This window comes from Pseudomonas sp. TR47, assembly GCF_044143025.1.
GTDB classification, from domain to species: domain Bacteria; phylum Pseudomonadota; class Gammaproteobacteria; order Pseudomonadales; family Pseudomonadaceae; genus Aquipseudomonas; species Aquipseudomonas putida_E.
The window spans coordinates 1-24,956 of record NZ_JBHFCS010000022.1; the positions used below are offsets into that span (position 1 = coordinate 1).

25 protein-coding genes and 3 tRNA genes are annotated in these 24,956 nt (G+C 61.0%); 11 read left to right on the forward strand and 17 right to left on the reverse strand.

Annotated elements, in window-relative coordinates:
• Nucleotides 1–787 (reverse strand): LOG family protein (locus ACEWE8_RS20265; RefSeq protein WP_395589359.1); only part of this gene is annotated, 787 nt, incomplete at its 3' end.
• Nucleotides 788–1,089: 302 nt separating this feature from the next.
• Between ACEWE8_RS20265 and ACEWE8_RS20270 the strand changes: the two genes are divergently transcribed.
• Nucleotides 1,090–1,293, forward strand: coding sequence for a hypothetical protein (locus tag ACEWE8_RS20270; protein ID WP_046787958.1), 204 nt, complete (start codon nucleotides 1,090–1,092; stop codon nucleotides 1,291–1,293).
• On the opposite strand, the gene ACEWE8_RS20275 is transcribed toward ACEWE8_RS20270, so the two are convergent.
• Nucleotides 1,294–1,713, reverse strand: a complete 420-nt coding sequence (locus ACEWE8_RS20275) for a quorum-sensing-regulated virulence factor family protein (protein ID WP_012315846.1) — start codon at nucleotides 1,711–1,713, stop codon at nucleotides 1,294–1,296.
• Between ACEWE8_RS20275 and ACEWE8_RS20280 the strand changes: the two genes are divergently transcribed.
• The 4 genes from ACEWE8_RS20280 (at nucleotide 1,712) to ACEWE8_RS20295 (ending at nucleotide 3,912) form a co-directional block, all read left to right on the forward strand.
• The gene (locus ACEWE8_RS20280) at nucleotides 1,712–1,855 is read left to right on the forward strand and encodes a hypothetical protein (RefSeq protein WP_158621143.1); all 144 of its coding nucleotides are present in this window, start codon (nucleotides 1,712–1,714) and stop codon (nucleotides 1,853–1,855) included. The two genes, ACEWE8_RS20275 and ACEWE8_RS20280, sit on opposite strands and share 2 nt — an antisense overlap.
• A gap of 81 nt (nucleotides 1,856–1,936) precedes the next feature.
• Nucleotides 1,937–2,647: a tRNA-uridine aminocarboxypropyltransferase gene (locus ACEWE8_RS20285; protein WP_046787959.1), complete on the forward strand. Its 711-nt coding sequence runs from the start codon at nucleotides 1,937–1,939 to the stop codon at nucleotides 2,645–2,647.
• Between the two features lie 178 nt (nucleotides 2,648–2,825).
• Nucleotides 2,826–3,476, forward strand: coding sequence for a response regulator transcription factor ErdR (gene erdR / locus ACEWE8_RS20290; protein WP_012315844.1), 651 nt, complete (start codon nucleotides 2,826–2,828; stop codon nucleotides 3,474–3,476).
• A gap of 73 nt (nucleotides 3,477–3,549) precedes the next feature.
• On the forward strand, nucleotides 3,550–3,912 hold the full coding sequence (locus ACEWE8_RS20295; protein ID WP_046787960.1) for a diacylglycerol kinase: 363 nt from the start codon (nucleotides 3,550–3,552) through the stop codon (nucleotides 3,910–3,912).
• On the opposite strand, the gene finR is transcribed toward ACEWE8_RS20295, so the two are convergent.
• The gene (gene finR / locus ACEWE8_RS20300) at nucleotides 3,909–4,835 is read right to left on the reverse strand and encodes a LysR family transcriptional regulator FinR (protein WP_046787961.1); all 927 of its coding nucleotides are present in this window, start codon (nucleotides 4,833–4,835) and stop codon (nucleotides 3,909–3,911) included. The two genes, ACEWE8_RS20295 and finR, sit on opposite strands and share 4 nt — an antisense overlap.
• 117 nt (nucleotides 4,836–4,952) lie before the next feature.
• On the opposite strand from finR, the gene fpr reads away from it, so the two are divergent.
• The gene (gene fpr / locus ACEWE8_RS20305; RefSeq protein ID WP_012315841.1) at nucleotides 4,953–5,732 is read left to right on the forward strand and encodes a ferredoxin-NADP reductase; all 780 of its coding nucleotides are present in this window, start codon (nucleotides 4,953–4,955) and stop codon (nucleotides 5,730–5,732) included.
• A 247-nt stretch (nucleotides 5,733–5,979) separates the two neighbouring features.
• On the opposite strand, the gene tsaA is transcribed toward fpr, so the two are convergent.
• The 5 genes from tsaA to rimO form a co-directional block, all read right to left on the reverse strand.
• Nucleotides 5,980–6,675: a tRNA (N6-threonylcarbamoyladenosine(37)-N6)-methyltransferase TrmO gene (tsaA, locus tag ACEWE8_RS20310; protein WP_046787962.1), complete on the reverse strand. Its 696-nt coding sequence runs from the start codon at nucleotides 6,673–6,675 to the stop codon at nucleotides 5,980–5,982.
• 6 nt (nucleotides 6,676–6,681) lie between these two features.
• Nucleotides 6,682–7,143 carry a DUF1456 family protein gene (locus ACEWE8_RS20315; protein ID WP_046787963.1) on the reverse strand — a complete coding sequence of 154 codons (462 nt, stop codon included), beginning with the start codon at nucleotides 7,141–7,143 and terminating at the stop codon, nucleotides 6,682–6,684.
• A 47-nt stretch (nucleotides 7,144–7,190) separates the two neighbouring features.
• Nucleotides 7,191–7,901, reverse strand: coding sequence for an rRNA pseudouridine synthase (locus ACEWE8_RS20320; protein WP_046787964.1), 711 nt, complete (start codon nucleotides 7,899–7,901; stop codon nucleotides 7,191–7,193).
• Between the two features lie 121 nt (nucleotides 7,902–8,022).
• Entirely contained in the window at nucleotides 8,023–8,478 is a 456-nt protein-coding gene (locus ACEWE8_RS20325) for a GNAT family N-acetyltransferase (RefSeq protein ID WP_046787965.1), read from the reverse strand.
• An 84-nt stretch (nucleotides 8,479–8,562) separates the two neighbouring features.
• Entirely contained in the window at nucleotides 8,563–9,894 is a 1,332-nt protein-coding gene (gene rimO, locus ACEWE8_RS20330) for a 30S ribosomal protein S12 methylthiotransferase RimO (RefSeq protein WP_046787966.1), read from the reverse strand.
• A gap of 236 nt (nucleotides 9,895–10,130) precedes the next feature.
• On the opposite strand from rimO, the gene ACEWE8_RS20335 reads away from it, so the two are divergent.
• On the forward strand, nucleotides 10,131–12,029 hold the full coding sequence (locus ACEWE8_RS20335; RefSeq protein ID WP_046787967.1) for a potassium transporter Kup: 1,899 nt from the start codon (nucleotides 10,131–10,133) through the stop codon (nucleotides 12,027–12,029).
• Nucleotides 12,030–12,067: 38 nt separating this feature from the next.
• Here the strand turns inward: ACEWE8_RS20335 and ACEWE8_RS20340 are convergent, their stop codons facing one another.
• The 5 genes from ACEWE8_RS20340 to ACEWE8_RS20360 form a co-directional block, all read right to left on the reverse strand.
• Nucleotides 12,068–13,360 carry a virulence factor family protein gene (locus ACEWE8_RS20340; RefSeq protein ID WP_046787968.1) on the reverse strand — a complete coding sequence of 431 codons (1,293 nt, stop codon included), beginning with the start codon at nucleotides 13,358–13,360 and terminating at the stop codon, nucleotides 12,068–12,070.
• The gene (gene mprF, locus ACEWE8_RS20345) at nucleotides 13,360–16,002 is read right to left on the reverse strand and encodes a bifunctional lysylphosphatidylglycerol flippase/synthetase MprF (RefSeq protein WP_046787969.1); all 2,643 of its coding nucleotides are present in this window, start codon (nucleotides 16,000–16,002) and stop codon (nucleotides 13,360–13,362) included. Before mprF ends, ACEWE8_RS20340 begins: the two co-directional genes overlap by 1 nt.
• Before the next feature lie 246 nt (nucleotides 16,003–16,248).
• Nucleotides 16,249–16,325: transfer RNA gene (locus ACEWE8_RS20350), tRNA-Met, on the reverse strand.
• Nucleotides 16,326–16,460: 135 nt separating this feature from the next.
• Nucleotides 16,461–16,537, reverse strand: a tRNA-Met gene (locus ACEWE8_RS20355).
• Between the two features lie 136 nt (nucleotides 16,538–16,673).
• Nucleotides 16,674–16,750 (reverse strand) — tRNA-Met (locus tag ACEWE8_RS20360).
• A 219-nt stretch (nucleotides 16,751–16,969) separates the two neighbouring features.
• On the opposite strand from ACEWE8_RS20360, the gene dinB reads away from it, so the two are divergent.
• The gene (gene dinB, locus ACEWE8_RS20365) at nucleotides 16,970–18,028 is read left to right on the forward strand and encodes a DNA polymerase IV (RefSeq protein WP_161872653.1); all 1,059 of its coding nucleotides are present in this window, start codon (nucleotides 16,970–16,972) and stop codon (nucleotides 18,026–18,028) included.
• 30 nt (nucleotides 18,029–18,058) lie between these two features.
• Here dinB and ACEWE8_RS20370 read toward each other — a convergent pair whose 3' ends face one another.
• The 3 genes from ACEWE8_RS20370 to ACEWE8_RS20380 all read right to left on the reverse strand — a co-directional run bounded on the left by ACEWE8_RS20370 (nucleotide 18,059) and on the right by ACEWE8_RS20380 (nucleotide 22,177).
• Entirely contained in the window at nucleotides 18,059–19,012 is a 954-nt protein-coding gene (locus ACEWE8_RS20370; RefSeq protein ID WP_115274059.1) for a hypothetical protein, read from the reverse strand.
• A 20-nt stretch (nucleotides 19,013–19,032) separates the two neighbouring features.
• Nucleotides 19,033–20,748: a proline--tRNA ligase gene (locus ACEWE8_RS20375; protein ID WP_046787972.1), complete on the reverse strand. Its 1,716-nt coding sequence runs from the start codon at nucleotides 20,746–20,748 to the stop codon at nucleotides 19,033–19,035.
• Nucleotides 20,749–20,908: 160 nt separating this feature from the next.
• Nucleotides 20,909–22,177, reverse strand: coding sequence for an OprD family porin (locus tag ACEWE8_RS20380; protein ID WP_012315829.1), 1,269 nt, complete (start codon nucleotides 22,175–22,177; stop codon nucleotides 20,909–20,911).
• Between the two features lie 759 nt (nucleotides 22,178–22,936).
• Between ACEWE8_RS20380 and ACEWE8_RS20385 the strand changes: the two genes are divergently transcribed.
• Both ACEWE8_RS20385 and ACEWE8_RS20390 read left to right on the forward strand, forming a co-directional pair.
• Complete coding sequence (locus ACEWE8_RS20385; RefSeq protein ID WP_046787973.1) at nucleotides 22,937–23,356, forward strand: HIT domain-containing protein; 420 nt, start codon at nucleotides 22,937–22,939, stop codon at nucleotides 23,354–23,356.
• A 1-nt stretch (nucleotide 23,357) separates the two neighbouring features.
• On the forward strand, nucleotides 23,358–23,564 hold the full coding sequence (locus ACEWE8_RS20390) for a SlyX family protein (RefSeq protein WP_039602955.1): 207 nt from the start codon (nucleotides 23,358–23,360) through the stop codon (nucleotides 23,562–23,564).
• A gap of 39 nt (nucleotides 23,565–23,603) precedes the next feature.
• Here the strand turns inward: ACEWE8_RS20390 and ACEWE8_RS20395 are convergent, their stop codons facing one another.
• Nucleotides 23,604–24,197: a cold-shock protein gene (locus ACEWE8_RS20395; protein ID WP_012315826.1), complete on the reverse strand. Its 594-nt coding sequence runs from the start codon at nucleotides 24,195–24,197 to the stop codon at nucleotides 23,604–23,606.
• 282 nt (nucleotides 24,198–24,479) lie between these two features.
• Between ACEWE8_RS20395 and ACEWE8_RS20400 the strand changes: the two genes are divergently transcribed.
• Nucleotides 24,480–24,953: a Dps family protein gene (locus ACEWE8_RS20400; RefSeq protein ID WP_012315825.1), complete on the forward strand. Its 474-nt coding sequence runs from the start codon at nucleotides 24,480–24,482 to the stop codon at nucleotides 24,951–24,953.
• The last annotated feature ends 3 nt before the right edge of the window (nucleotides 24,954–24,956 follow it).

The window sequence follows — 24,956 nt, forward strand, 5'->3', positions numbered from 1 at the left end:
GGTTGATTTCCTCCACTGCCTCGTCGGCACTGTGTACCAGGCGCACCAGCTTGAGGTCACTGGGCAGGATGTAGCGGTTTTCTTCCAGTTGCCTGCTGATGAAGTCCAGGCAGTCACGCCAGAAGCTGCCACCTGGTGAGTCCAGCAGGACCACCGGCACCAGTGGGCTCTTGCCAGTCTGAATCAGCGTCAGTACTTCCAGTGCCTCATCGAGCGTGCCGAAACCTCCCGGGCAAAGGACCAGGGCGTCGGCTTCCTTGACGAAGAACAGCTTGCGAATGAAGAAAAAGTGGAAGGGCAGCAGCTTGTCAGTGCCATCCACCGTCGGGTTGGCGTGCTGTTCAAAAGGGAGGGTGATGTTGAAGCCCAAGCTATGATCGCTGCCCGCGCCTTCGTGCGCTGCGGCCATGATGCCGCCGCCTGCGCCGGTAATGACCATGAGGTCGGAGCGGGCCAGTGTGGCACCCAGCTCGCGAGCCAAGGCATACATCGGGTGTTCCAGCGGTGTGCGCGCCGAGCCGAAAACAGTGACCTTGCGCCGGTCCTTGTAGCGTTGCAGGCTGCGGAAGGAGTGGTCCAGCTCGCGAAGGGCCTGCAAGGTGATCTTGGCACTCCAGCGATCGGTGTCGTCGTGGGCCATGCGCAAGATGGTCAGCATCATGTCACGGTACAGTGGCAGGTTGGGGCTGTCCGGTGCGACCAGTTGCAGTTGTTCATCGAGTTTACTCAGGTCGATACCACTGTCCCTGAAGTGATTGAACAGATACTCATTGGGTTGGTAAGGCATTCAACGTCTCCTTCTGCAGCAAAACCTCTGACCGAGCTGATGGCTGGGCTCGGCCGCGACACTACGTGCGTCGCTGGCTGCTCTGGCTCGAGTGTGCGTCCCGAGCATTGCAGTAGGCCTTCAAGGCCCTGATGCAGGTGCGTAATTCATCTTGTCGTTTTTGTGCGCTTCGCTATCAATCTAGACCCTCGCGCCACTTCATGCAGGCACTATCACCAAGGCCACTCGTCGGCACGCGGCCATTGATGGCAAGGGTTTGGTTAACTGGAGAAGCGAAACGTGTCGATGCAGGAGGTGGCGGTATGCATCGCTTGGTCATCGAGGTAGACCGGCAGCTCTATCAGCAGCTGGAACATGCGGCACAGGTTCATCATGTGAGCCTGGAGGCGGAGTGCCTGCGGCGGTTGGCTGCGTTGGAATGCCAGTCACCTTACCTGCAGGCGCTTCTGGCAGAGATGCGCGCCGAGGAAGAGCCGCGGCGCGCGGAGGATGAGCGGGTCAGTTGATTACTTCTTCTTGTTTCCGGCAGTGCAGCTGGCAGCGTCAAAGGCCTGGTCCATGACCGGTTGATTGGTCTTGTAGACGGTGAAGCGATAGACCATCACGGCGCCTTTTGACATCAGGTTGCGGTAACCGCTGTTCCGGCAGACGCTGTCACCTAGCTGGCTGCGCACCTGCTCTGCGTTTTGCTGCATGCGTGCGGCGTGCTCGGCGCGCACGCTCAGGTGGTTCACCAGTGCCTTGCCTTCAACGGTATAACCCTGGTCGAGGATATCTTCGTTGATGGCTCGCGGGGTGCCGACGCTGCTTTCCTTGGCGACCTTTTCCAGCATCTTGTTCAGCTCGAACTCCTGCTTGGAGGCCGCCTGGGCTGCCAGTGGCAGGGTGAGCAACAGGCTCAGGGTCGGGACGATAAGACGCAGCATGAATCTCTCCTGGTTCGGTGACTGGCGCTTCGACATGCGCAGACGGCTGGTGTTCCATGAAACCCGCAGAATCGCGGGCAGGCTCGCGGCCACCAAAACGCTGATTATAAAGGACCAGCCGGTCCAGCTGCACGGCAAATGACGCCCGCTCTGGTAGACTGGCGCTTTGTTTTCATCGAGTTATCGCAGTGTCCAGTCACAACCTGTCCCGAGGCTTGCCAGCATGAGCCATGCGGTAGCGCGCCTGCGCGCCGAACGGCTGGCCCGCAGCATCAAGCCGTTCATTGCTCGTGGTTCACGTGCCGAACGCTGCCCTGACTGTCGGGTTATCGCCACCCATTGCCTGTGTGCCTGGAAGCCCAAGGTGCACGCCGACTCTGGCGTATGCCTGTTGATGCATGATACCGAGCCATTGAAACCGACCAACACCGGCTGGTTGATCGCCGACCTCATCGAAGATACCTCTGCCTTCGGCTGGTTGCGAACGTCGGTGGACGAACGCTTGTTGACCTTGCTGGCAGACCCACAGTGGCAGCCCTACATCGTCTTCCCTGGCGAATTCGTCGCCCAGGAGCGGGTGGTCAGCGAGGTCGTGCGTGAGCCGGACAAACGCCCGCTGTTCATCCTGCTGGATGCCACCTGGACCGAAGCCCGCAAGATGTTCCGCAAGAGCCCTTATCTTGACCGTTTCCCAGTGCTGAGCCTGCAAGCTGAGCAGATGTCGCGCTATCGCCTGCGCCGCTCCAAGCGCGATGATCATTTCTGCACTGCGGAAGTTGCTGCCATGTGCCTGGACCTTGCGGGTGACGACCAAGCCTCCCAAGCCCTGGATGCGTATCTGGATGTGTTCAGCCTGCACTACCTCAGTGGCAAGCGTCGCCTGCCTCTGGACGAGCAGGACGCTACCCACCAACGTTTGCATACCTTCCTATAGTCCAAGGGGCACAAGCCCCACTTTGGTTCATAATGACGGGGCTGGCGGCCAGGATGAAGCGAGGCGGCAGGGCGAGTGGTTTGACCTGCCCGGCCGTGCTCGGCACCTTGGCGCCGATTCCCCGCCGGGCGCTATTCCTCCGCCGCTGCGCCTGGCACAGAACAGGATCCTTAGATCGATGGCCATGTACGAAATCCTGATTGCCGATGACCACCCGCTGTTTCGTAGCGCTCTGCGCCAGGCCGTCACCCTCGGCCTGGGCGCGGATGTGCGCCTGGTCGAGGTGGCGAGCATCGCCGAGCTGGAAAGCCGGCTGAGCGAAAAAGCCGACTGGGACCTGGTCCTGCTGGACCTGAACATGCCGGGCGCCTATGGTTTCTCCGGGCTGGTCCTGCTGCGTGGCCAGTACCCTCAGATCCCGGTGGTGATGGTCTCGGCCCAGGAAGAGGCTGCCGTTGTAGTCAAGTCCCGCGAGTTTGGGGCCAGTGGTTTCATTCCAAAGTCCAGTGGGCTGGAAGTGATTCAGGATGCAGTGAGGAAGGTGCTCGATGGCGACGTCTGGTGGCCGCCTCAGGCATTTGAAAGGGTCGATGTCTCGGCCGAGGCCAAAGCCGCCAGCGAAGGCCTGGCCAGCCTCACGCCACAGCAGTTTCGCGTGTTGACCATGGTCTGTGAAGGCTTGCTGAACAAACAGATCGCCTATGAGCTGAATGTGTCGGAAGCGACCATCAAGGCCCATGTGACGGCCATTTTCCGCAAGCTGGGTGTGCGCACTCGGACCCAGGCGGCCTTGTTGCTGCAACAACTTGAATCCGTTGCGAGCAGCTAAATGCTTGCCGCTTCACGCTTTTTTGACTCATTTTGAACTAGTCTGCTGGCCTTTCATCGGTGAAGTGACGCACATGTCGCCATTCAAAGGCCAGACCGGCCTCAAACGTATCTTCAACGCCGCCGGCTATTCGCTGGACGGCCTGCGCGCCGCCTTCAAGGGCGAGGCTGCTTTCCGTCAACTGGTACTGCTCAATGTGCTGCTCATCCCGATTGCCTTTTGGCTGCCGGTAAGCCGCGCCGAGCGGGCCATCATGATCGCCGTGTGCCTGCTCGGGCTGATCGTCGAACTGTTCAACTCGGCGGTGGAGGCGGCCATCGACCGCATTTCGCTGGAGCGTCATCCGCTTTCGAAAAACGCCAAAGACATGGGCAGTGCTGCGCAATTCGTAGCACTGACCATGGTGGCGTTGGTCTGGGGCGTTATCCTGCTCTAAGCGATCGGTGGCAAGACGATCTCGTCACTGCGCGTAAACCCTGCGGTGAAGTTGCGGCACAACTCGAGAAACTCGCGCATGGCCGAGGTCTGGTATTTTTGTTTGTGCCAGATGAAGTAGAACTGGCGCATCAGGTCCAGCTCCGGGGTTTCGACCGGCACCAGGCTGCCACGCCGGAAGGCATCGCGCAGGGCCAGGCGCGATATGCAGCCAATACCCAGGCCTGATTCCACGGCACGCTTGATCGCTTCGGTATGCTCCAGCTCCAGGCGTATGTTCAGGTTGGCGCGATGATGCCGCATGGCCTGATCGAATGTCAGGCGGGTGCCGGAGCCTTGCTCGCGAAGAATCCAGGCTTCCTGGGACAGGCTTTCGATATCTGCGCGGCCCACCTTGGCCAGCGGGTGTTGCGGCGCGCAGAACACTACCAGCTCGTCCTCAACCCAAGGCTGTACCTCCAGGTCCGGATGGTTGCAGTCGCCTTCGATCAGACCCAGATCAATTTCGTATTGTGCAACCTGGTGCACGATATGGGCTGTGTTCTGCACGTGCAGCTTGACCTGGCTTTCCGGGTGTACCTGCATGAAGCTACCGATCAGCAAGGTGGCCAGGTAGTTGCCAATGGTCAGTGTGGCGCCGACTGCCAGTGAGCCAAAACCGGACTTGCCGTTGAGCAGGTCTTCGATCTCCTTGGCCTGGTCGAGCAGCGCAACCGCTTGCGGCAGCAGCTGATGCCCCAAGGCGTTGAGGGCCAGGCGTTTACCTGCACGGTCGAACAACTGGCAGCTCGATTGCCGCTCCAGTTCAGTGATGGACGTGCTGGCAGCCGACTGCGACAGGGCCAGCACACTGGCGGCTCGAGAGACGCTCTGATGCTGGGCCACGGCGACGAATACCTGTAGCTGACGAAGTGTGAATCGCATATCTATATAACCGATAACACATATCTTGATAATTCAGTTAACAGATATTGTCGCTGCCCCTAAACTATCGCGCAACTGTGCGCTGTGCGCGCTGCGTTTTCTTCAGGAGCCCCATCGATGAGCAACATGAACCACGAACGTGTCCTCAGTGTGCATCACTGGAACGACACCCTGTTCAGCTTCAAGTGCACCCGCGACCCGGGCCTGCGCTTCGAGAACGGTCAGTTCGTGATGATCGGCCTGCAGCAGGACAGCGGCCGTCCGCTCATGCGCGCCTACTCCATCGCTTCGCCCAACTGGGAAGAGCACCTGGAATTCTTCAGCATCAAGGTGCCTGACGGCCCGCTGACCTCCCAGCTGCAGCACCTGAAGGAAGGCGACGAGATCATCATCAGCAAGAAGCCTACCGGCACGCTGGTCCTCGACGACCTGAACCCGGGCAAGCACCTGTACCTGCTGAGCACCGGCACTGGCCTGGCGCCGTTCATGAGCGTCATTCAGGACCCGGAAACCTACGAGCGCTTCGAGAAAGTGATCCTGGTGCACGGTGTGCGCTACGTGAACGAAGTGGCCTATCGCGAGTTCATCACCGAGCACCTGCCACAGAACGAGTTCTTCGGTGAGGCGGTGCGTGACAAGCTGATCTACTACCCGACCGTTACCCGCGAGCCGTTCGAAAACCAGGGCCGCCTGACTGACCTGATGCGCAGCGGCAAGCTGTTCAGCGACATCGGCCTGCCACCGATCAACCCGCAGGACGACCGCGCCATGATCTGTGGTAGCCCGAGCATGCTCGACGAGACCAGCGAAGTTCTCGACAGCTTCGGCCTGAAGATCTCCCCGCGCATGCGTGAGCCGGGTGACTACCTGATCGAGCGTGCCTTCGTCGAGAAGTAATCGACCGGGCAATGAAAGCGCAGGCTTGGCCTGATGCCAGTCAGTTAAGCGTTTTGGGGCCGCTTTGCGGCCCATCGCCGGCAAGCCGGCTCCCACAGGTACAGCGCAGACCTCAAGAACTGTGCGGTCCCGGTAGGAGCCGGCTTGCCGGCGATGGGCTGCGTAGCAGCCCTGACAACGCTAACTGACTGGCATTAAGGTAAGGCCTGCGTTTTTTATGCCTGTGCGACTGAGGTTGCCAGTGCTTTCAGTTTTCCGGCACGACCTCAAGCACGCGAATTACATCCGGCTGCGGGTAGTGCCACCTGACCTGCACATCCCAGAACTTCACCCCATACACCCGCTCCGGCGGCGGCACCTGATAGGCCGGTCGTGGGTCCTGTGCCAGGCACTGTTCGATAAGCTCCACCAGTGGTTCGCCCAGGCGCAGGGCGTGTTCGCGGGCCTGGGGCAGGGCGCTATCGCCCCAGTGCACGGCAATCGCGGCAGGCGCGTCGCTGGCCATCAGGTTGCTCGCCCCGGCGATGCTGTCGGCATAGGGAACATACGGCTTGATATCCAGCACCGGCGTGCCATCGAGCAGATCGATGCCGGACAGCAGCAGCCGACCCGGCTCCACAGCCTCCAGGCGTACCACCGACTGGCCGATGCCATTGGGCCGATGGGTCGCTCGCGTAGCGAACACGCCCATGCTTTTGTTGCCGCCCAAGCGTGGTGGGCGCACTTTAAGGCGTGGCTTGTCTTCCAGGGCCTGATGGAACAGGAACAACAGCCACACATGGCTGACCTGCTCCAGGCCCGCCACGGCCTCGCCTTGGTCGAACGGCGGCAGCAACTCAAGTACTCCGCGTGCAGCCGGCGCCAGCTGTGGCTGCCGCGGGATTGCGAACTTCTCCTTGAAACAGGAGCGCACGATGCCGACAGGCGAAACCGTATGTTGCATGGCGAGTCAGCCGCGCACGCGCAGGGTCAGGCCCTTGAGGAAGTTGCGCAGCAACTGGTCGCCGCAAGGCCGATAGTTCTCATGGCCCACCTTGCGGAACAGCGCGCTGAGTTCGGGCTTGGAAACCGGGAAGTTGACCGACTTGAGGATCACATGCAGGTCGTCTTCCTTGAGCTCAAAGGCTACGCGCAGCTTCTTGAGGATGGTGTTGTTGGTCACCGGCAGCTCTACAGGCTGTGGCGGACGGCTATCGTCCTTGCCGCGGCGGTGGAAGACCAGACCGTCGAGAAAGTGCGCCATGACCCGCTCGGGGCAGCGCACAAAACCGGGCTCGTCCTCTTTCTTCAGGTAGGTGGCGAGCACCACCGGACTAACCTCCAGGCCCGAGAGTGCGATGATCTCGGCCATCTTGGCGTCGTTCACCTTGAGCATGTAGCGCAGGCTGCGCAGTACATCGTTGTGGTTCATTGCTGCAAAATCCTGTTCAGATGCCACGCCTGGGCGTGGCGCATCGCTTAGAAACGTTCAGTGCCGGCCAGGTAACGCCAGTTGCCCACAGGCAGCTTGCCCATGGATACACCGCCCAGGCGAATACGGCGCATGCTGAGTATTTCCAGGCGCAGGTAGGCGCAGATCTCGGAGATCTGCCCGGGTTGTGGGTTCTTCAGGGCCAGGCGCAGGTGGGTCTCGTTTTGCCAGCTGGCCTTGGCCTTGGGCAGTTCCCGATCATTGCGCGTCGCGCCGCGCGCCAGGCGCTCCAGCGCCTGTGGCGTGGTCTCGCCGCGCACTTCAATGATGTATTCCTGTTCCAGGCGACGCAGGTCGGCCTCGATCTTGCGGGTAACCTTCCAATCCTGGGTGAACACCTGCAGGCCACTGGCACCGCGCTCCAGGGGCGCCGAACAGGTCAGCCGGGTGAAGTGCCCGTGCAGCGGCCGCACGCCTTCGCGATGTGCTTCGCTGAGGCTGGCCATGTTCATGCTGGCGCGGGCCGTATCGATATCGACACCCGCAGGCTGGTTGAGCAGCAGGGTAACCGGGTCAAGCGCCTCGGCATTGGCGCCCGGCAACAGCTCGACAGCCTGGTGTTCGACCTTGAACTGAGGCTGCTCGACTACAACGCCATCGACCGTGACCCAGCCTCCTTCGATATACAGCTCTGCCTCTCGGCGTGAGCAGCCGAGCTGCTCGATGAGGCGTTTGGACAGGCGGACGGGTTCGGACATGGCAGGCAATTCGCAAGGCAGGGAAAGTCTTACATTGTACCTGCCCATTCGCGGTTGATGACGGGAATCTGTGCCGAATGCACCATTTCGGAAGTATTGCACGGCATCCTGCGACAAAGTCCTAGGACGCTGTACGAATCAGCTTCATATGAAGCAATGGATAGGGCTGCCCCAGGCCATCTGTTTCGGAGCGCCCGATCACTTCGAAGCCCTCGTGCAGGTAGAAGCCCAAGGCTTGGGGGTTCTGTTCGTTGACATCCAGGCATTGCGCGTTCAGTTCGCTGATGGCATAGCGCAGCAAGCGCCTGCCCACGCCTCGGCCACGGTATTGGGGTGCGACGAACAGCATGTCCACACGCCCATTGGCGACACCGGCAAAGCCGCAGATGCGCTGACGGTCCTTGCAGCAGACCAGCATGACGGCGTCCAGGTACTTGCGTAGCACATGGTCGCGCAGTAGCAGGATATAAGCGTCAGGCAGAAAGTCGTGGGTTGCGCGCACCGAGTTCTCCCAGACCTGAACCAGTTCCGGGTAATCACACAGGTGGGGTGTTTGCAGCGTCAATGCCAAATGCATGCCGGTGTTCCTCGGTGGTCATTGAGGAAACCATAGATGCAAAAAGCCCCGCCAGTGGGCGGGGCTCCTTCTACGTGCGCAGCCTCAAACAGGCTCGGCCCACATGTCGTACTCGTCGGCATCGACCACCCGGCAACGGACCTTGTCGCCCGGCTTGAAGCCATGGTCGCCATCGATGAACACGCTGCCATCGATCTCAGGTGCATCGAAGAAGCTGCGGCCGACCGAGCCTTGCTCTTCGACTTCGTCGATCAGCACTTCGATTTCCTTGCCGATGCGCAATTGCAGGCGTGCGCTGCTGATGGCCTGCTGGTGGGCCATGAAGCGATCCCAGCGCTCTTGCTTGACGTCATCCGGCACTTCTTCCAGGCCCAGGTCGTTGGCAGGCGCACCTTCGACCGGCGAGTACTGGAAGCAGCCGACGCGGTCGAGCTGGGCTTCGGTCAGCCAATCCAGCAGGTACTGGAAGTCTTCTTCGGTCTCGCCCGGGAAGCCGACGATGAAGGTCGAGCGGATCACCAGTTCCGGGCACTGCTCGCGCCAGTTCTTGATGCGCGCCAGGGTGCGGTCTTCGAAGGCAGGGCGCTTCATCGACTTGAGCACTTTCGGGCTGGCGTGCTGGAACGGGATGTCCAGGTACGGCAGGATCTTGCCGGCGGCCATCAGCGGGATCACGTCGTCGACGTTCGGGTACGGGTAGACGTAGTGCAGCCGCACCCAGGCGCCCAGGCTGCTCAGCGCTTCGCACAGCTCGAGCATGCGGGTCTTGACCGGGCGGCCGTTCCAGAAATCGGTCTTGTACTTGACGTCCACGCCGTAGGCGCTGGTGTCCTGGGAAATCACCAGGATCTCCTTGACGCCGGCCTTGACCAGGCGTTCGGCTTCGCTCAGCACTTCGCCGACCGGGCGGCTGACCAGCTTGCCGCGCATCGACGGGATAATGCAGAAGCTGCAGCTATGGTTGCAGCCTTCGGAGATCTTCAGGTATGCGTAGTGGCGCGGGGTCAGCTTGACGCCCTGCGGCGGTACCAGGTCGATCAGCGGGTTGTGGTCCTGGCGTGGCGGTACCACTTCGTGCACGGCATTGACTACCTGCTCGTACTGCTGCGGGCCAGTGACCGACAGCACGCTGGGGTGCACGTCACGGATGCTGCCTTCCTCGACACCCATGCAGCCGGTGACGATGACCTTGCCGTTTTCCTTGATCGCTTCGCCGATCACTTCCAGCGACTCGGCCTTGGCGCTGTCGATGAAGCCGCAGGTGTTGACCACCACTACGTCGGCATCCTCGTAGGTGGGCACGACTTCATAACCTTCCATACGCAGCTGGGTCAGAATGCGCTCGGAATCTACCAGGGCTTTTGGGCAACCCAGGCTGACGAACCCTACCTTGGGGGTGGCGGGAGTGGTGGACATGACTAACCTCGGTATTGAATACAGGTCGCCCGGCCGGAAACGGCGGCGATCCTGACGGGCGCTTCTGGGCGCCTCTGATCAAAAAGTGCGCAATTCTAGCGAGCGCAAGGTCGCTTGACCAGCACAAATGCGACGAACGCTGCGCTATGCTTCGCGCCGTTGCGTCGGGGCATGTGCAATCCCCTGGCGCGAGGCAGAATTCTACCGGTCTAGATGGCCGTTTGCGGGAGTGGTCGATGGTTCAGGCAAGCAGTCACGCCGAGGGCGGGCAGGGGGCGACGCGGTCGCTGAGCCTGTTGGTGGCAGCTGTTGGGGTGGTCTACGGCGATATCGGTACCAGCCCGTTGTATACCCTCAAGGAAGTCTTCACCGGCGGTTACGGGGTGCCGGTCAATCATGATGGTGTGCTGGGGATCCTGTCGCTGATCCTCTGGTCGCTGCTGTGGGTGGTGTCGTTCAAGTACGTGATGTTCATCCTGCGCGCCGACAACCAGGGTGAGGGCGGTACCATGGCCCTGACCGCGCTGGCGCGGCGGGCCACGGCGGCCTACCCGCGCCTGCGCACGCTGATGGTCATCTGTGGCCTGATCGGCGCCTCGCTGTTCTACGGCGACAGCATGATCACCCCGGCGGTGTCGGTGCTGTCGGCAGTAGAGGGCATGGGCCTGGCATTCGACGGTATCGACCATTGGGTGGTGCCGATTTCGCTGGTGGTGCTGGTGGCGCTGTTCCTGGTGCAAAAGCATGGCACCGAGAAGATCGGCAAGCTGTTCGGCCCGATCATGGTCACCTGGTTCGTGGTGCTGGCGGCGCTGGGGGTGCATGGCATCTCGCAGAGCCCCGAGGTGCTCAAGGCGTTCAACCCGGGCTGGGCGGTGAACTTCTTCATCGTGCACCCGGGCATGGGCGTGGCCATTCTCGGTGCTGTGGTGCTGGCCCTGACCGGTGCCGAGGCGCTGTACGCCGACATGGGCCATTTCGGTCGCAAGCCGATTGCCCGTGCCTGGTTCGCCCTGGTGCTGCCAGCATTGGTGCTCAACTATTTCGGCCAGGGCGCGATGCTGCTGCAAAACCCTGACGCTGCGCGCAACCCGTTCTACCTGCTGGCGCCGGCGTGGGCGTTGCTGCCGCTGGTGGGGCTGGCGACCATGGCCACGGTAATTGCTTCGCAGGCGGTGATTTCGGGTGCTTTCTCACTGACCCGCCAGGCTATCCAGCTGGGTTATATCCCGCGTATGCATATCCAGCACACCTCCAGCGACGAGCAGGGGCAGATCTACATCGCAGCGGTGAACTGGACGCTGATGGCAGGCGTTGTGCTGCTGGTGATCGGCTTCGAATCATCCGGTGCGCTGGCGGCCGCTTACGGCGTGGCGGTGACCGGTACGATGCTGATGACCACCATCCTGGTGTCGGCGGTGATGCTGTTGTTGTGGAAGTGGCCGCCGGTGCTGGCGGTACCGATTCTGATTGGTTTCCTGCTGGTCGACGGGCTGTTCTTCGCCGCCAACGTGCCGAAGATTGTCCAGGGCGGCGCCTTCCCGTTACTGGCCGGGGGTGTGCTGTTCCTGCTGATGAGCACCTGGAAGCGCGGCAAGCAGATTCTGGTCGAGCGAATTGATGAGGGTGGGCTGCCGTTGCCGGTGTTCATCAGCAGCATTCGCGTACAGCCACCGCACCGCGTCGAAGGTACTGCCGTGTTCCTCACTGCGCGGCCCGATGCCGTCCCGCATGCGCTGTTGCACAACATGTTGCATAACCAGGTGCTGCACAGCCAGGTGGTACTGCTGACGGTTGTGAGTGAAGACCGGCCACGGGTGCCCGAGCAGGAGCGCTTTGAAGTGGAGGCCTATGGTGATGGCTTCTTCCGGGTGCTGTTGCACTTCGGTTTCATGGATGAGCCGGATGTGCCGGCGGCACTGAAGCTATGCCACCTGGACGGCCTGGACTTCAGCCCCATGCGTACGACTTATTTCCTAAGCCGCGAAACGGTGATCGCGTCGCGTCTTGAGGGGATGTCGCGCTGGCGGGGCAACCTGTTTGCGTTTCTGCTCAAGAACGCCAACGGTAACCTGCGTTTCTTCAACCTGCCGCTCAACCGGGTGATCGAGTTGGGTACACAGGTCGAGATCTGATCAAGGCGAGGGGCCGCAACGCGGCCCCTCGCTACGCCTCAGTTCTGTTCTGCCACGCTGGACTTGCCCTGGCGTATTTCAATTTCATCGATCAAGCGCTTGGCCAACGCCGGATAGTTCTCGTCGAAGTGATGCCCACCGGGCAGCTTAATGCGCTCGCCCACTGCAGTCTTGTCGGTGCAACCGCTTTCATCGGCCTCTTCCACACCGTATATGCATACCACTTTGGGCGCCGGCAGTTTGGCCATCTCCGGCCCGGTAGGCGCCTCCTGACCTTCCTTGCCCAACCAGCCCTCGACCTCGATCTCAAAGCTGCCACTGCGGGCGAACGCCAGCAGCATCACCGCATCGATACGTTGCTGGTCCTCGGCAGGCAGGCGGTTGTAGATCGCCGGCAGCACATCGGCACCGAACGAATAGCCGGTCAGCACAAAACGCTTGGTACCCCATTTCTGACGATAGTGCTGCATCAGTTCCGACAGGTCGGCAGCGCTTTGCTCGGGTGTCTTGTGCTGCCAGTAGTAACGCAGGGTGTCTATGCCGACCACCGGGTAACCAAGCTTGGCCATTTCACCGGCCACATCGCGGTCCAGGTCGCGCCAGCCACCATCGCCTGAGAGGAACAGGGTAACGGTGTCGGTGGTTTGCCCGGCAGGCACTTCCACGACCGGGATTGCCAGCGCGTTGCCATCGTGGCCGACCAAGGCCTGGGTCAGTTGCGCCTTGAGTAGTTGTGGCAGGTGGATGTCGTAGTCGCTGATGCTGGTGTCGGCATTGCGCTGGTCGCGCACGAAAGCGGCGCTGGCGTCATCCGGGTTGTCGTTCCAGGCGACGCTCCAGTGACCATGAGGGGCGGACTTGGGCAAGGCTGCAGCGCAGCTGGGCTGTTCCATGTTGAAATTCACGGAGATGGCGCGGGCCTTGTCGTCATTCTGTGTGGCCAGCCAACGCCAGGCCTGGGTTGCACCAGGGCCGATACCGGCTACCAGGGTCGGTTTTTCGGCCAGTAGGGTCATGGCCTTATCCATCGATTGCTGCTGGTTACTGCAGGCCCCTGGCGGCAGGATGACTTGCACCAGCTGAGCCTCACCGGCCTGGCTCAAGTCAAGCAACTGTTTATCGGTCAGCGCCTGGTCCTGGGGCACGCCGATGGCCACCCAGGCTTTGGCATGCACGCCCGGGATGACGCGGGTGATGCGGGTGTCATTGACGGTCAGCTGCTCAAGGCGTGCTTCTGGGGCCGGTCGGGCCCCCAACCAGAAGGCAGTGGCCCCAGCCAATGCGGCCAAGAGCAGGGGTATCAGTAGGTACAGCCAGTAGCGTCGGATCATCAACGTTTCACCAATCCAGTCAGGCCGCCCGCAATCAGGGCGGCAGTGTCGGCCAGTGCCACCAGCGGGTCGAGCCCGGCCGGCACGGCCATGTAGCGGGGTTCCCAGTCCGGTTGGAACTTGTCCTTGAAGCGGCGTAGCCCCTGGAAGTTGTAAAGCTGTTCGCCGCGACGGAACACCATCGAGCCCAGGCGCTGGGCCAACGGGGCGCCGCGCCGTGGCTGCAAGCCGGAAAGCGGTACCATGCCCAGGCTGAAACGGCCGTAACCATGGCTTTTGTAGTGCAGGATCAGGCCGATCATCATGAATTCCATGGTCAGCTTCGGCGCCTGGGGGTGGGCGCGCATCAGATCGAGGCTGGCCAGTTCGTTGCTGTGAGTTTCAAGCAGGTTGGCAAACGCCACTGGCCGGCCCTGGTAGCGAATCAGGGCGATGCGAAAATGCTGCAGGTACTCAGGGCTGAAGCGCCCGAGCGAGAAGCCTTTTTCGCGCACGTTCTTGCCGCCGAGCCAGGCATCCGAGATCTCTTTGAGTTCAACCATGGGGGCCTGGCCCGGTTCATGGATCTCCAGGCTCAGGCCATCGCGGCCGCCGCGGTTCCAGGTGTAGCGCAGGTCTTTCATTTCCTTGCCTTTGGCTTCGATGTCGAAGCGGCGCAAGTCGACTCGGGCTTCTTCGCCGAGCTTGAGCGCGGTCAGGCCGATGTCCATGTAGAACGGCAGATTCTCCGCACGCACCTGGTAGAACACCGGGCGGGCGTGGTGCAGGTCGCACAGATCACGGAATTGCCAGATCATCTCGGCACGTTCCTGGGCCGGGCCGATCGGGTCGTACAGGGCCACCAGGCTGCGGCCCCGGCGCGCGTACATCAAGAAAGCGTTGCCATTGGGGTGGAACAGCAGGGCTTTGTCACCGGTCAGCGCCAGGCCACCGTCAGGTTGGTCGGAAACCTGCAGGATACGGTTGGCGCGCTGTATCTCCTCGTCGTCTGGCAGGTGGATGACTGGCCGGGCAGTGCGCAGCAGCCAGGTCAGGGCCACGACCAGCAACAGTACTGCGCTGCCCATGGCGGCGCGCAGGCCGCGTGGGGCATCGGCGTCAAGGGTGAATTGCCACCACAGCTGATGGCTGTAGGGCACGTCTTGGTAGGCAAACAGCAGTAACCACACTGAAGCACCGACCACGCAGGCACTCGCTGCCAGGTACACCGGGGAAAACGGCAGCTCCAGCAGCCTGCTTGGGCGGTAGAACGAACGGCGGAACAACGCGAGCAGGGCAGCGGTGAAGGTCAGCAGGCAGGCCTCTTCCCAGTCGAAGCCTTTGAGCAGCGACAGCAGCGCGCCAACCAGGAGCAGTACGGTAGTCAGTAGCCAGGCTGCAGACAGGCGTCGGCGCAAGCCCTGGGCCAGCAACAGGCACAGCACGCCAATCAGGCTGGCACCGAAATGCGAGGCATCGATGAGGCGGTGCGGTACCAGAAAGCCCATGTGTTCCAGGCGGGTGTCGATTTCCGGTGTTGCGCCGGAGAACAACAGCACCACACCGGAGAGAAACACGAGTATCGCCAGCACCGGTGCAGCCAGCCCGGAGGCGGCCTTGAGCGCCTGCTGCGCAAACAGCAGGCGCCTGGCTTCATTGGCCAGCAGCAGCACACAGGCCAGCAGCAATGGCAGTACCACATAGATCAAACGGTACAGCAGCAGTGCGGCGGCCAGTGGCGCGGCGCCGAGCTGATTGGCGAAGGCTGCGAGCAGAATCGCCTCGAACACCCCGACGCCGCCAGGCACATGGCTAAGTACACCGGCTGCAAGTGCCAGCAGGTAGACCAGGACGAACGTGCCAAACGGAGGGGCTTGCGGGAGCAGCAGGTAAAGGACGGTCGCGGCGGCGGCTATATCCAGCGCGGTGATTGCCAGTTGCAGTGCAGCCAGCCGTGCACCGGGCAGGCGCAGCGTCCGGCGCCCCAGTTGCACCAGCAGGCTGTCTGGTAGCGGCTGCTCTGCCAGGCGTCGGCGATACAGGCCAGTCACCAGGACGGCGGTCAGCGCAAGCACGCCGATAGCGACTGTGGCCAGTACAGGGGTGGGCAGGTGCAGGGCGGTAGCCGCAGCTGGCAAGTTGCTCAACGTGGCCAGTGCCGCCAGAGGGGGCAGGGCGCAGCCCAAAGAAAGGCTGGCGAACACTGTCATGCGCGCGACTTCGGCAGCGCCCAGGCCTTCTCGAGCATACAGGCGATAGCGCACCGAACCGCCCGAGAGCATCGACAAACCAATGGCGTTACCAATGGCAAATGCGCTGAAACCGCCTAACAGAAGCGTACGCCCAGGCAACTTCACGGCGGCATAACGGCAGGCCGACCATTCATATCCCAGCAGGATCAAGAACCCGATAACCGCAGCGAGTAGCGCGCCGGCCAACGAGCGGGTGGGCACGCTGAGCATCGCATCGTGCAGAGCATGGATATCTAGTTCACTGAGCAAGTGGCGGCAGGCTATCAGTGCCATTGCGAACAGTGCCAAGGTAACTGCCAGGGTGATGGGCTGGCGATAGCGGCTCACCCGCTCCAGCCACGGCAAGCGCTGGGCAGCTGTGGGCAGGGTTGAGGCTATGGGTGCCTGGTGTTCTGGGTTACGGTCGGTCATGAGTTACCCCGGGCAAGCAGCGCGAGGTAGGGGGAGGGGGCGGCCAAGTGAAAGTCCCTATGGAAACGTATCCAGATATTACTCCGGGCAACGTGACTTTCAGTCCTTTGGCAGGGTTAAAGATAGTTCATCCAGAAAGCGGCCTCACAAGGCCGGGGCTTGGCTGAATGAATCCAGGTTTTCAGGCGGGGAAAAACAACAAACCCCGCGCTGCTGTTACACAGGCGGGGTTTGTTCTGACGAATATGGTTGCGGGAGCCGGATTTGAACCGACGACCTTCGGGTTATGAGCCCGACGAGCTACCAGACTGCTCCATCCCGCGTCAGAGGTGCGCATTCTACAGCTTTGAAGAGGGTGGTCAAGCATTACTTTTGATTGACCAGTAATTAACGCGTTGCCCGCTTTTCGAGGGCAAAAGAAAAAGGCCACTGCGTTAACAGTGGCCTTTTCTCGAATCTGGTTGCGGGAGCCGGATTTGAACCGACGACCTTCGGGTTATGAGCCCGACGAGCTACCAGGCTGCTCCATCCCGCGCCTGTGGAAACGAATTCTACAGTGAAAGCGCGGAGTGTCAAGCGTTACTTATTGATTTTCTTGAGTTTTCAATCGCCGACTATTTTTCAGGCAAAAGAAAAAGGCCACTGCGTTAACAGTGGCCTTTTCTCGAATCTGGTTGCGGGAGCCGGATTTGAACCGACGACCTTCGGGTTATGAGCCCGACGAGCTACCAGGCTGCTCCATCCCGCGCCTGTGAGATCGAATTCTACGGATTTAACCGCCCCTGTCAAGCATTTAGTTAAAAAAACCGTTTTCGTTCAAACCCTTAGCCTTTCAATAAGGCAGGCAGCTCAGGAGCACCGGGGCTTTCAGGCCAATTGTCGCGCGCGCTCCTGCGCTGGCTGTCTCGCTGACAGAGCATGCGGTACTATCTGTATGAATTTACAGTACTGACGGTCATCCATGTCTTTGCGCAAGATCATTCACATCGACTGCGATTGTTTCTACGCCGCGATCGAGATGCGTGATGACCCGCGCCTGGTCGGCCGCCCCATGGCTGTGGGTGGTTCGCCGGATCATCGAGGGGTGATTGCCACCTGCAATTATGAAGCGCGTGCCTATGGGGTGCGCTCGGCCATGTCCTCCCGCCATGCACTGAAGCTTTGCCCTGACTTGCTGATCGTCAAACCGCGTTTCGAGGCCTACCGCGAAGCATCGCGCGAGATCCACGGCATCTTCCGCGACTACACCGAACTGATCGAGCCATTGTCACTGGATGAGGCCTATCTGGATGTGAGCGACAGCCAATGGTTCGCCGGCAGCGCCACGCGCATCGCCGAAGATATTCGCAGGCGTGTTGCGCGCACCCTGCACATTACTGTCTCGGCTGGGGTGGCGCCCAACAAGTTCCTGGCCAAGATCGCCAGTGACTGGCGCAAGCCCAACGGTCTTTTCGTGATTACGCCTGATCAGGTGGAGGCCTTTGTCGCCGCATTGCCTGTCGCCAGGCTGCATGGTGTCGGAAAGGTTACCGCAGACAAGCTTGCCCGGCTGGGTATCGACACCTGCCTGGACATGCGTGACTGGTCGCGACTGGCGCTGATGCGTGAATTCGGCAGTTTCGGTGAACGCCTCTGGGGGTTGGCGCGGGGTATCGATGATCGCGCCGTGCACAACGATAGCCGTAGGCAGTCTGTAAGCGTGGAGAATACGTACGATACGGATCTGCCGGATCTGGCCAGTTGTCTGGAGCGCTTGCCTGAACTGCTGAACAGCCTGAATGAGCGGATCGCTCGTATGGACAGTAGCTATCGGCCGGACAAACCTTTCGTCAAGGTCAAATTCCATGACTTCAGCCAGACCACCCTGGAGCAGGCAGGGGCGGGTAGGGATCTGGACAGCTACCGGCAGTTGCTACGGCAAGCATTCGCCCGGGGTGGCAAGCCGGTGAGATTGCTAGGGGTAGGGGTGAGGTTGCGCGACTTGCGTGGGGCTCACGAGCAATTGGAATTGTTCGCGGACAAATGAAAGAGGGGCTGCATTGCAGCCCCTCTTTCATTAATGTGCGCCTGGGTCAGCCACCAACCGGCCGGTAGCCTTGGTCAGTGCCTGCAGAAACTCCTGCTGCAGCTCCGGATCGTTGCGGGTCAGCTCGATCAGGCTCTGCTCCATCTCGCTGGCTTCCTCTTCCAGGCCTAGCTCCGATAGGCGCTTGACCCGGTGAACCCACTGGCCGACATCGTCGTCTTCCAGGTCATCGAAAATCAACTCATGGGCTTCACGCAGCTTGTTGCGCAGGGTGGCGCTGACCAGCAGGCTGGCGTCGCCCCGCACTGCGTTGTCTTCATCGACCACTTGCAGGTGCAGGGTGCCGACGTGGTTCAGGTGCTGCTCCGAGAATGGGCTGTCCAGCAGGTTCAGGCGTAGCACGCCGTTTCTGTCGGTGGTCAGCGCGTGGGTCATCTTGCCGGCCTTTACCTCGACCAGGCGTTCGCTCCAGGGCAGGCTGGTGAACTCCTCGCGCTTGTCCTTTTGCAGCTCACTGATCCCTGCCAGGTTCTGCTGGGCGCGACCGTTGGACTGCACGTTCATGAACGGGTTGAGCCCGGCCACGCCATAACTGAGCCAGTCGTGCGTGATGCTCTGCGGCAGGTTGCCCAATGCAAACACGTTGACCACGTTGGCGCCTACGCCGGCCACCACCGCCACCGCGCCCAGCGGGATTTCGTAGACCTCCCGCCAGGGTTGGTAGGGCGTATACCGGTCATAGCGGCGGGTAACTTCGAACTCGGTGACCTCGAAGCGCCTCTGTTCATTGACGCGTACACGTCGCTGCGGAAGCTCCATCACCTTGGGCTCGCCGACATCAATCTGCAGTGTGTGTTCGAGCAGCTTGCGCTCGACGCGCTCTTCGTGCTCGCTGCGCTGGGACATCTGGTTGGCGCAGCCGCTGAGGAGCAGGGCGCCGCACAGTGCGGCGCCCCCCAGGGTAAAGGTACTTCGCTTGGACATGATCACTCGTGCATTGATTATCAGCGGCGAACGCGGGCCTGCAGGAAGGTCAGCACTTCATTGAGTGGCAGCGCTTGAGCATCCTGTTCGGTGCGGTGCTTGTATTCCAGGTTGCCGTCAGCCAGGCCACGGTCGCTGACGACGATGCGGTGCGGAATACCGATCAGCTCCATATCGGCGAACTTGATGCCTGGGCTGGTCTTCTTGTCACGGTCGTCCAGCAGCACTTCGAAGCCTGCGGCCGTCAGTTCGGCGTACAGCTTGTCGGTGGCCTCGCGAACCACGTCGGTTTCGTAGCGCAGCGGTACCAGGGCGATCTGGAACGGGGCCAGGGCGTCATTCCAGATGATGCCTTTGTCGTCGTAGCTCTGCTCGATGGCGGCGGCGACCACGCGGGATACGCCGATGCCGTAGCAACCCATGGACAGCACCACTGGCTTGCCGTTCTCGCCCAGTACCTGGCACTTGAGTGCCTCGCTGTACTTGGTGCCGAGCTGGAAGATGTGGCCGACTTCGATGCCGCGCTTGATCACCAGGGTACCTTGGCCATCCGGGCTCGGGTCGCCCTCGACGACGTTACGCAGGTCGGCAACCTGTGGGACCGGCAGGTCGCGCTCCCAGTTGACGCCGAAGTAGTGCTTGTCATCGATGTTCGCACCGATGCCGAAGTCGCTCATCAGGGCAACCGAGCGGTCGATGATGCATTCCAGTGGCAGGTTCAGCGGGCCGAGGGAGCCGGCGCCGGCACCAATGGCCTCGCGCAGCTCCGCGTCGGTGGCCATGACCAGCGGGTCGGCGACCTGTTCCAGCTTGGCGGCCTTGATCTCGTTGAGTTCGTGGTCGCCACGGACGATCAGGGCGACCAGCTTGCCTTCCTCGGCACCGCGCACGATCAGGGTCTTGACGGTCTTTTCGATCGGCAGGCCGAAGTTCTCGACCAGTTGGGCGATGGTCTTGGCGTCCGGGGTATCGACCAGGCGCAGTTCTTCGGTTGGGGCCGGGCGCGCGGTTTCGCGCGGGATGGCTTCGGCCTTCTCGATGTTGGCGGCATAATCGGAGCTGTCGCTGAAGATCACGTCGTCTTCGCCAGACTCGGCCAGTACGTGGAATTCGTGCGAGTAGCTGCCGCCGATGGAGCCGGTATCGGCCTGCACTGGGCGGAAGTCCAGGCCCAGGCGGGTGAAGATGTTGCTGTATGCCTGGTGCATGCGGTCGTAGGTTTCCTGCAGGGAAGCCTGGTCGGCATGGAAGGAATAGGCGTCCTTCATGATGAATTCGCGGCCGCGCATCAGGCCGAAACGTGGGCGGATCTCATCACGGAATTTGGTCTGGATCTGGTACATGTTGAGCGGCAGCTGTTTATAGCTGGACAGCTCATTGCGGGCCAGGTCGGTGATGACCTCTTCGTGGGTCGGGCCGACGCAGAAGTCGCGCTGGTGGCGGTCTTTCAGGCGCAGCAGCTCAGGGCCGTACTGTTCCCAGCGGCCGGACTCCTGCCACAGCTCGGCGGGCTGGATGCTGGGCATCAGCACTTCCAGGGCGCCGGCGGCGTTCATTTCCTCGCGCACCACGGCTTCGACCTTGCGCATTACCCGCAAGCCCATCGGCAGCCAGGTGTACAGGCCGGAAGCCAGCTTGCGGATCATGCCGGCACGCAGCATGAGCTGATGGCTGATGACCACTGCGTCGGCAGGGGTTTCTTTCTGGGTGGCGAGCAAATATTGACTGGTGCGCATGGTTAGCCGTGTCGATTGCCTAAGACATTGAAATGACCCCGCATTGTACGGGGGCGAAACGAAGGCGTACAGGATGCCCCAGGGCGTGGCAAATGTCAGCCAAGAAAAAGCCCGGCGAGCGTGCCGGGCTTTTTCAGGTGCGGGGCACTATAAGCGTGGCTTACAGAATGCTCAGCGGGTACTCGACGATCAGGCGCAGTTCGTCCAGCGACGGGGAGCCGTAGTAGACGCCGTCGGAGGAGCGGTAGGTGGCCTGACGGACGCGGAAGCTGAGGTCCTTGGCGGGGCCTTCCTGCATCACGTACTTGATGTCGATGTCGCGTTCCCATTCCTTGCCGTTGGTGGTGCCGGCGACATTGGCGTCGGTACCGCGCACGTAACGGGTCATGAAGGTCAGGCCGGGTACGCCGAACTCAGCGAAGTTCAGGTCGTAGCGAGCTTGCCAGGATTTCTCGTCTTCGGCGTTGAAGTCGGAACGGGCCACGGAGTTGCCGAGGAAGACGGTGCCGCCGCCGTCGACGCCGTAAGCGTAGTCACCGTCACCGTGTACGCGCTGGTGCACGATGGTGAAGGTGTGGGCGCCGATGTTCCAGGCTGCCGACAGGCTGAATGCGGTGTTGTCCAGGGATTCGCCATCGTAAGCTGTAACCAGCTCGGCGCCGTCGCCCTTGGTGTCATAGATGTTGAAGTCGAACACCAGGCCTTGCTTGTCCGAAATCGGCACTGCCCAGTTGATGTTGCCGTAGTACTTGCGCCAGTAGTCTTCGACCTTGGAGTAGTAAAGGCTGGTGCTGAGGCTGTCGGTCAGGGCATAGGTGCCGCCAACGATGTTGGCTTCGGTCAGGTGCAGGCTGTCGCGGAACGTCTGGGCCTGGGCATTCATCCCGGTGAAGTGGCCGGCGTGCAGGGTCAGGCCTTCGATCTCGTCGCTGGTGATCAAGGTACCTTCGGCAACTTCCGGCAGCAGTCGGCTGTCGTCAGTGGCGAATACCGGCAGCGCGGTGAACTGGTTACCGTACTTCAGCACAGTGTTGGAGAAGCGCATTTTTACAGCGCCGCCGCCTTCGGAGTAGTCATCCTGCGAGCGGCCGTCGGAGCCTTCCGGGAACAGGCCGGTGCCGGCACGGCCGCGGCCGCTGTCCAGTTTCAGGCCGAGCATGCCGATGGCATCGACGCCGAAGCCTACGGCGCCTTGGGTGAAGCCCGATTCAAAGGTGCCGAGGAAGCCAAGGCCGGTTTCTTCCACGCGGCTCTGGCTGCCAGGCGCGTTGTTGCGGAAGTCACGGCTGAAGTACAGCATGCGAGTCTTGACGTTCAGCTGGCTGTCTTCGATGAAACCCTTGGATTCGTCCTGTGCAGAGGCAAAGGCCAGCTGCGAGGTCCCTGCCGAAACGGCCAGGGCGATCATGCTCCACTTCATCACGCGCATCGTGATTTGCTCCTTTGGTTTTTAGGAAGAGTACCGCTGCGCCCAAGTCTTTTAGTTATATGGGGCAGCTCTTTCTTGTTATGTCGGCGGAAATGTATAGCACGCAGACTGTTGTTGGCGATATGGGCATATACAACGTTTCGAGAAGTTTACGGCCATGTCGCTTTCAGGTAGTTCCATGTCGCAAATCACGCCCCGATTAATCGGTTCGTACAACGCCAGCGCTGTTCCTGTCACCGTAACGATTCTGTAACTATCGATTTCGGGTGGGGAAACTCCCTGGTGGATCCAAAGCGGCTGTTGTTATTTGTTGCGTCCATCGCTTTATGCAGATGTCGTGCCGACTTGGTGTGGGGAGAATGCAACAAGCGTGCTCAAAATTAACAACGGTTCATGAAATTTTCACAAATTCCGCCGGCGCAGCTCGAAAGTGCCCGTAAATACAGGCCGGCCCCCGTCTGGCGGTGTGCCGGGCCGCAGTCCGGTTGCAAACTAAAAAGCTGCCTTGCAAGTCAAGGTGTTACCGCCCACTGTTCAAGTTGAGTCATTTATGTGTGTCGAAGCGTAGTGGTGTACTCGTTTGCGGCCTCATTTTGGTGCGAAAAGTAGCGATGTGTTACCGCGCCTGTGCAGCCTGGATCAATTACTGAGCTATAAGGGTGCAGCCAGAGGGCGTGCAGCATGCTTGCGCAGACGAAGCAGGGTATCCTTGCGGCATTGACCCGCACGCCGGGGCCCTTTCGTTGGTGGAGGTTTTCAGTGTTTGAGATGGATTCGCGTTTGCAGCAGGACTCTTTGATTCTTGGGGATTTTCCGCTGTGCCGTCTGCTGCTTAGCAAGGATGCCAATTACCCTTGGTTCATCCTGGTGCCCAAGCGTGCCGGCGTGAGCGAACTGTTCGACCTGAGCCAGGACGATCAGGCGCAGCTGTGGAAAGAAACAACCTGCCTGGCCGAAGCGCTCAAGGGCGAGTTCGCGGCGGATAAGATGAACGTTGCTACGCTGGGGAATGTGGTCGGCCAGCTGCACATGCACGTGATTGTCCGTCGCCATGGGGATGCCGCCTGGCCGGCGCCGGTCTGGGGCAAGGTGCCCCCTGTCGAATACGGGCCGGGGCAGGTCGATGCCATTCGCCAGCGCCTGCGCGCCCTGCTCAATGATGCATATGAGGAGGCCTGACATGTCGCCGGAATCGCGCATTGTCGAACTGGAAACCCGTCAGGCGTTTCAGGACGATACTATTCAAGAGTTGAACGACGTGGTGGTCGAGCAGGGGCGGGTGATTCAGCGTCTGCAGTTGCAGATGGCCGAGTTGATCAAGCGTTACGAGGAAATGGTCGGCCAGTATGGCAGTGAGGGTGAGGAAGCGCCGCCACCTCATTACTGATTGGTGCCAGCCCTGGGCTTGCCCCAGGGCTGCAAAGGGTCAGCGGCGGGTTACCGCGACCACATCTTCGGCCTGCAGGCCCTTGTCGCGGTGCATTACCGAAAACTCCACGCGCTGGCCTTCGACCAGGATGCGATGGCCTTCGCCGCGAATGGCGCGAAAGTGGACGAAGATATCGTCACCCGAATCGCGGGAAATGAATCCAAAGCCTTTAGAGGTGTTGAACCACTTCACAGTGCCGGTATCGCGCATGCCGGTCTCCAGCGGCGCGCCCTGGCTTGGCCGGTTTTTTCTGGGGCTGCGGGCCAAGCCTGCGGCCAGGTGCAGAATGACGGCGAGGCCTGCGCAGACCAATGCCGCCAGGTTGCCCATTTCGGGGCGGGCCAGCAAGGTCAGGGTTTGCAGGACCACGGCCACCACCAGCAAGGCGCAGGCCAGGTGCTGCAATTGCTGGCGGGCGCCGCGGTAGTACAGCGGCACGACAGGTGCCAGCAGCAGGTTGAGCAGGCCGAGCAGGGCCAGGTAGACCGCCTCCGGTTGCTGCAGGAAGGGTGTTGCGTCGTATTTCAGGCTGGGTATGAGCGATAGCAGCAAAGCTGCAGCGCCCGTCAACAGATGGACGATCTTGAACATGGGTTGGCTCGCAATTGATAAGGCCGATCACAGGAAGAGCTGGCGACACGGTGCGCATGAGGTGTAGGGCGCGAACACATGTTGGGCCAGCCTATGCACCCGGCAATGACAGCACGCACGGGTGGCACGGTGCCTATTTAACAGCAAACGCGGGGCCTTCTCAAACCGCAGGTGGCTGTCGGCGATGAGTTGCCCTGCGTCATGGTCGCGTGGCGCCAAGTATTGATACAGTGTGTGGGGCCCGCTTGATCATCATCAAGCCATATGAAAAAGGGGAGCTTCATGGCAATCGATATCGGTATCAGTGAAGAAGATCGCAAGTCCATCGTCGAAGGGCTGTCCCGCCTGTTGTCGGATACCTACGTGCTGTATCTGAAAACCCACAACTTTCACTGGAACGTCACCGGTCCTTCGTTCCGTACCCTGCACCTGATGTTCGAAGAGCAATACAATGAACTGGCGCTGGCGGTCGATTCCATCGCCGAGCGGATTCGCGCCCTGGGCTTCCCCGCGCCGGGTTCCTATGCTTTTTATGCGCGGCATTCGTCCATCAAGGAAGAGGAAGGGGTGCCCGCAGCGGACGAGATGATCCATCAGCTTGTCCAGGGGCAGGAGGCGGTCGTGCGTACCGCCCGCAGTATTTTTCCGGTAGTGGACAAGGTCAGTGACGAGCCGACTGCAGACCTGCTGACCCAGCGTATGCAGGTACACGAGAAGACTGCCTGGATGCTGCGAGTGCTGCTTGACGGTAAATGATCG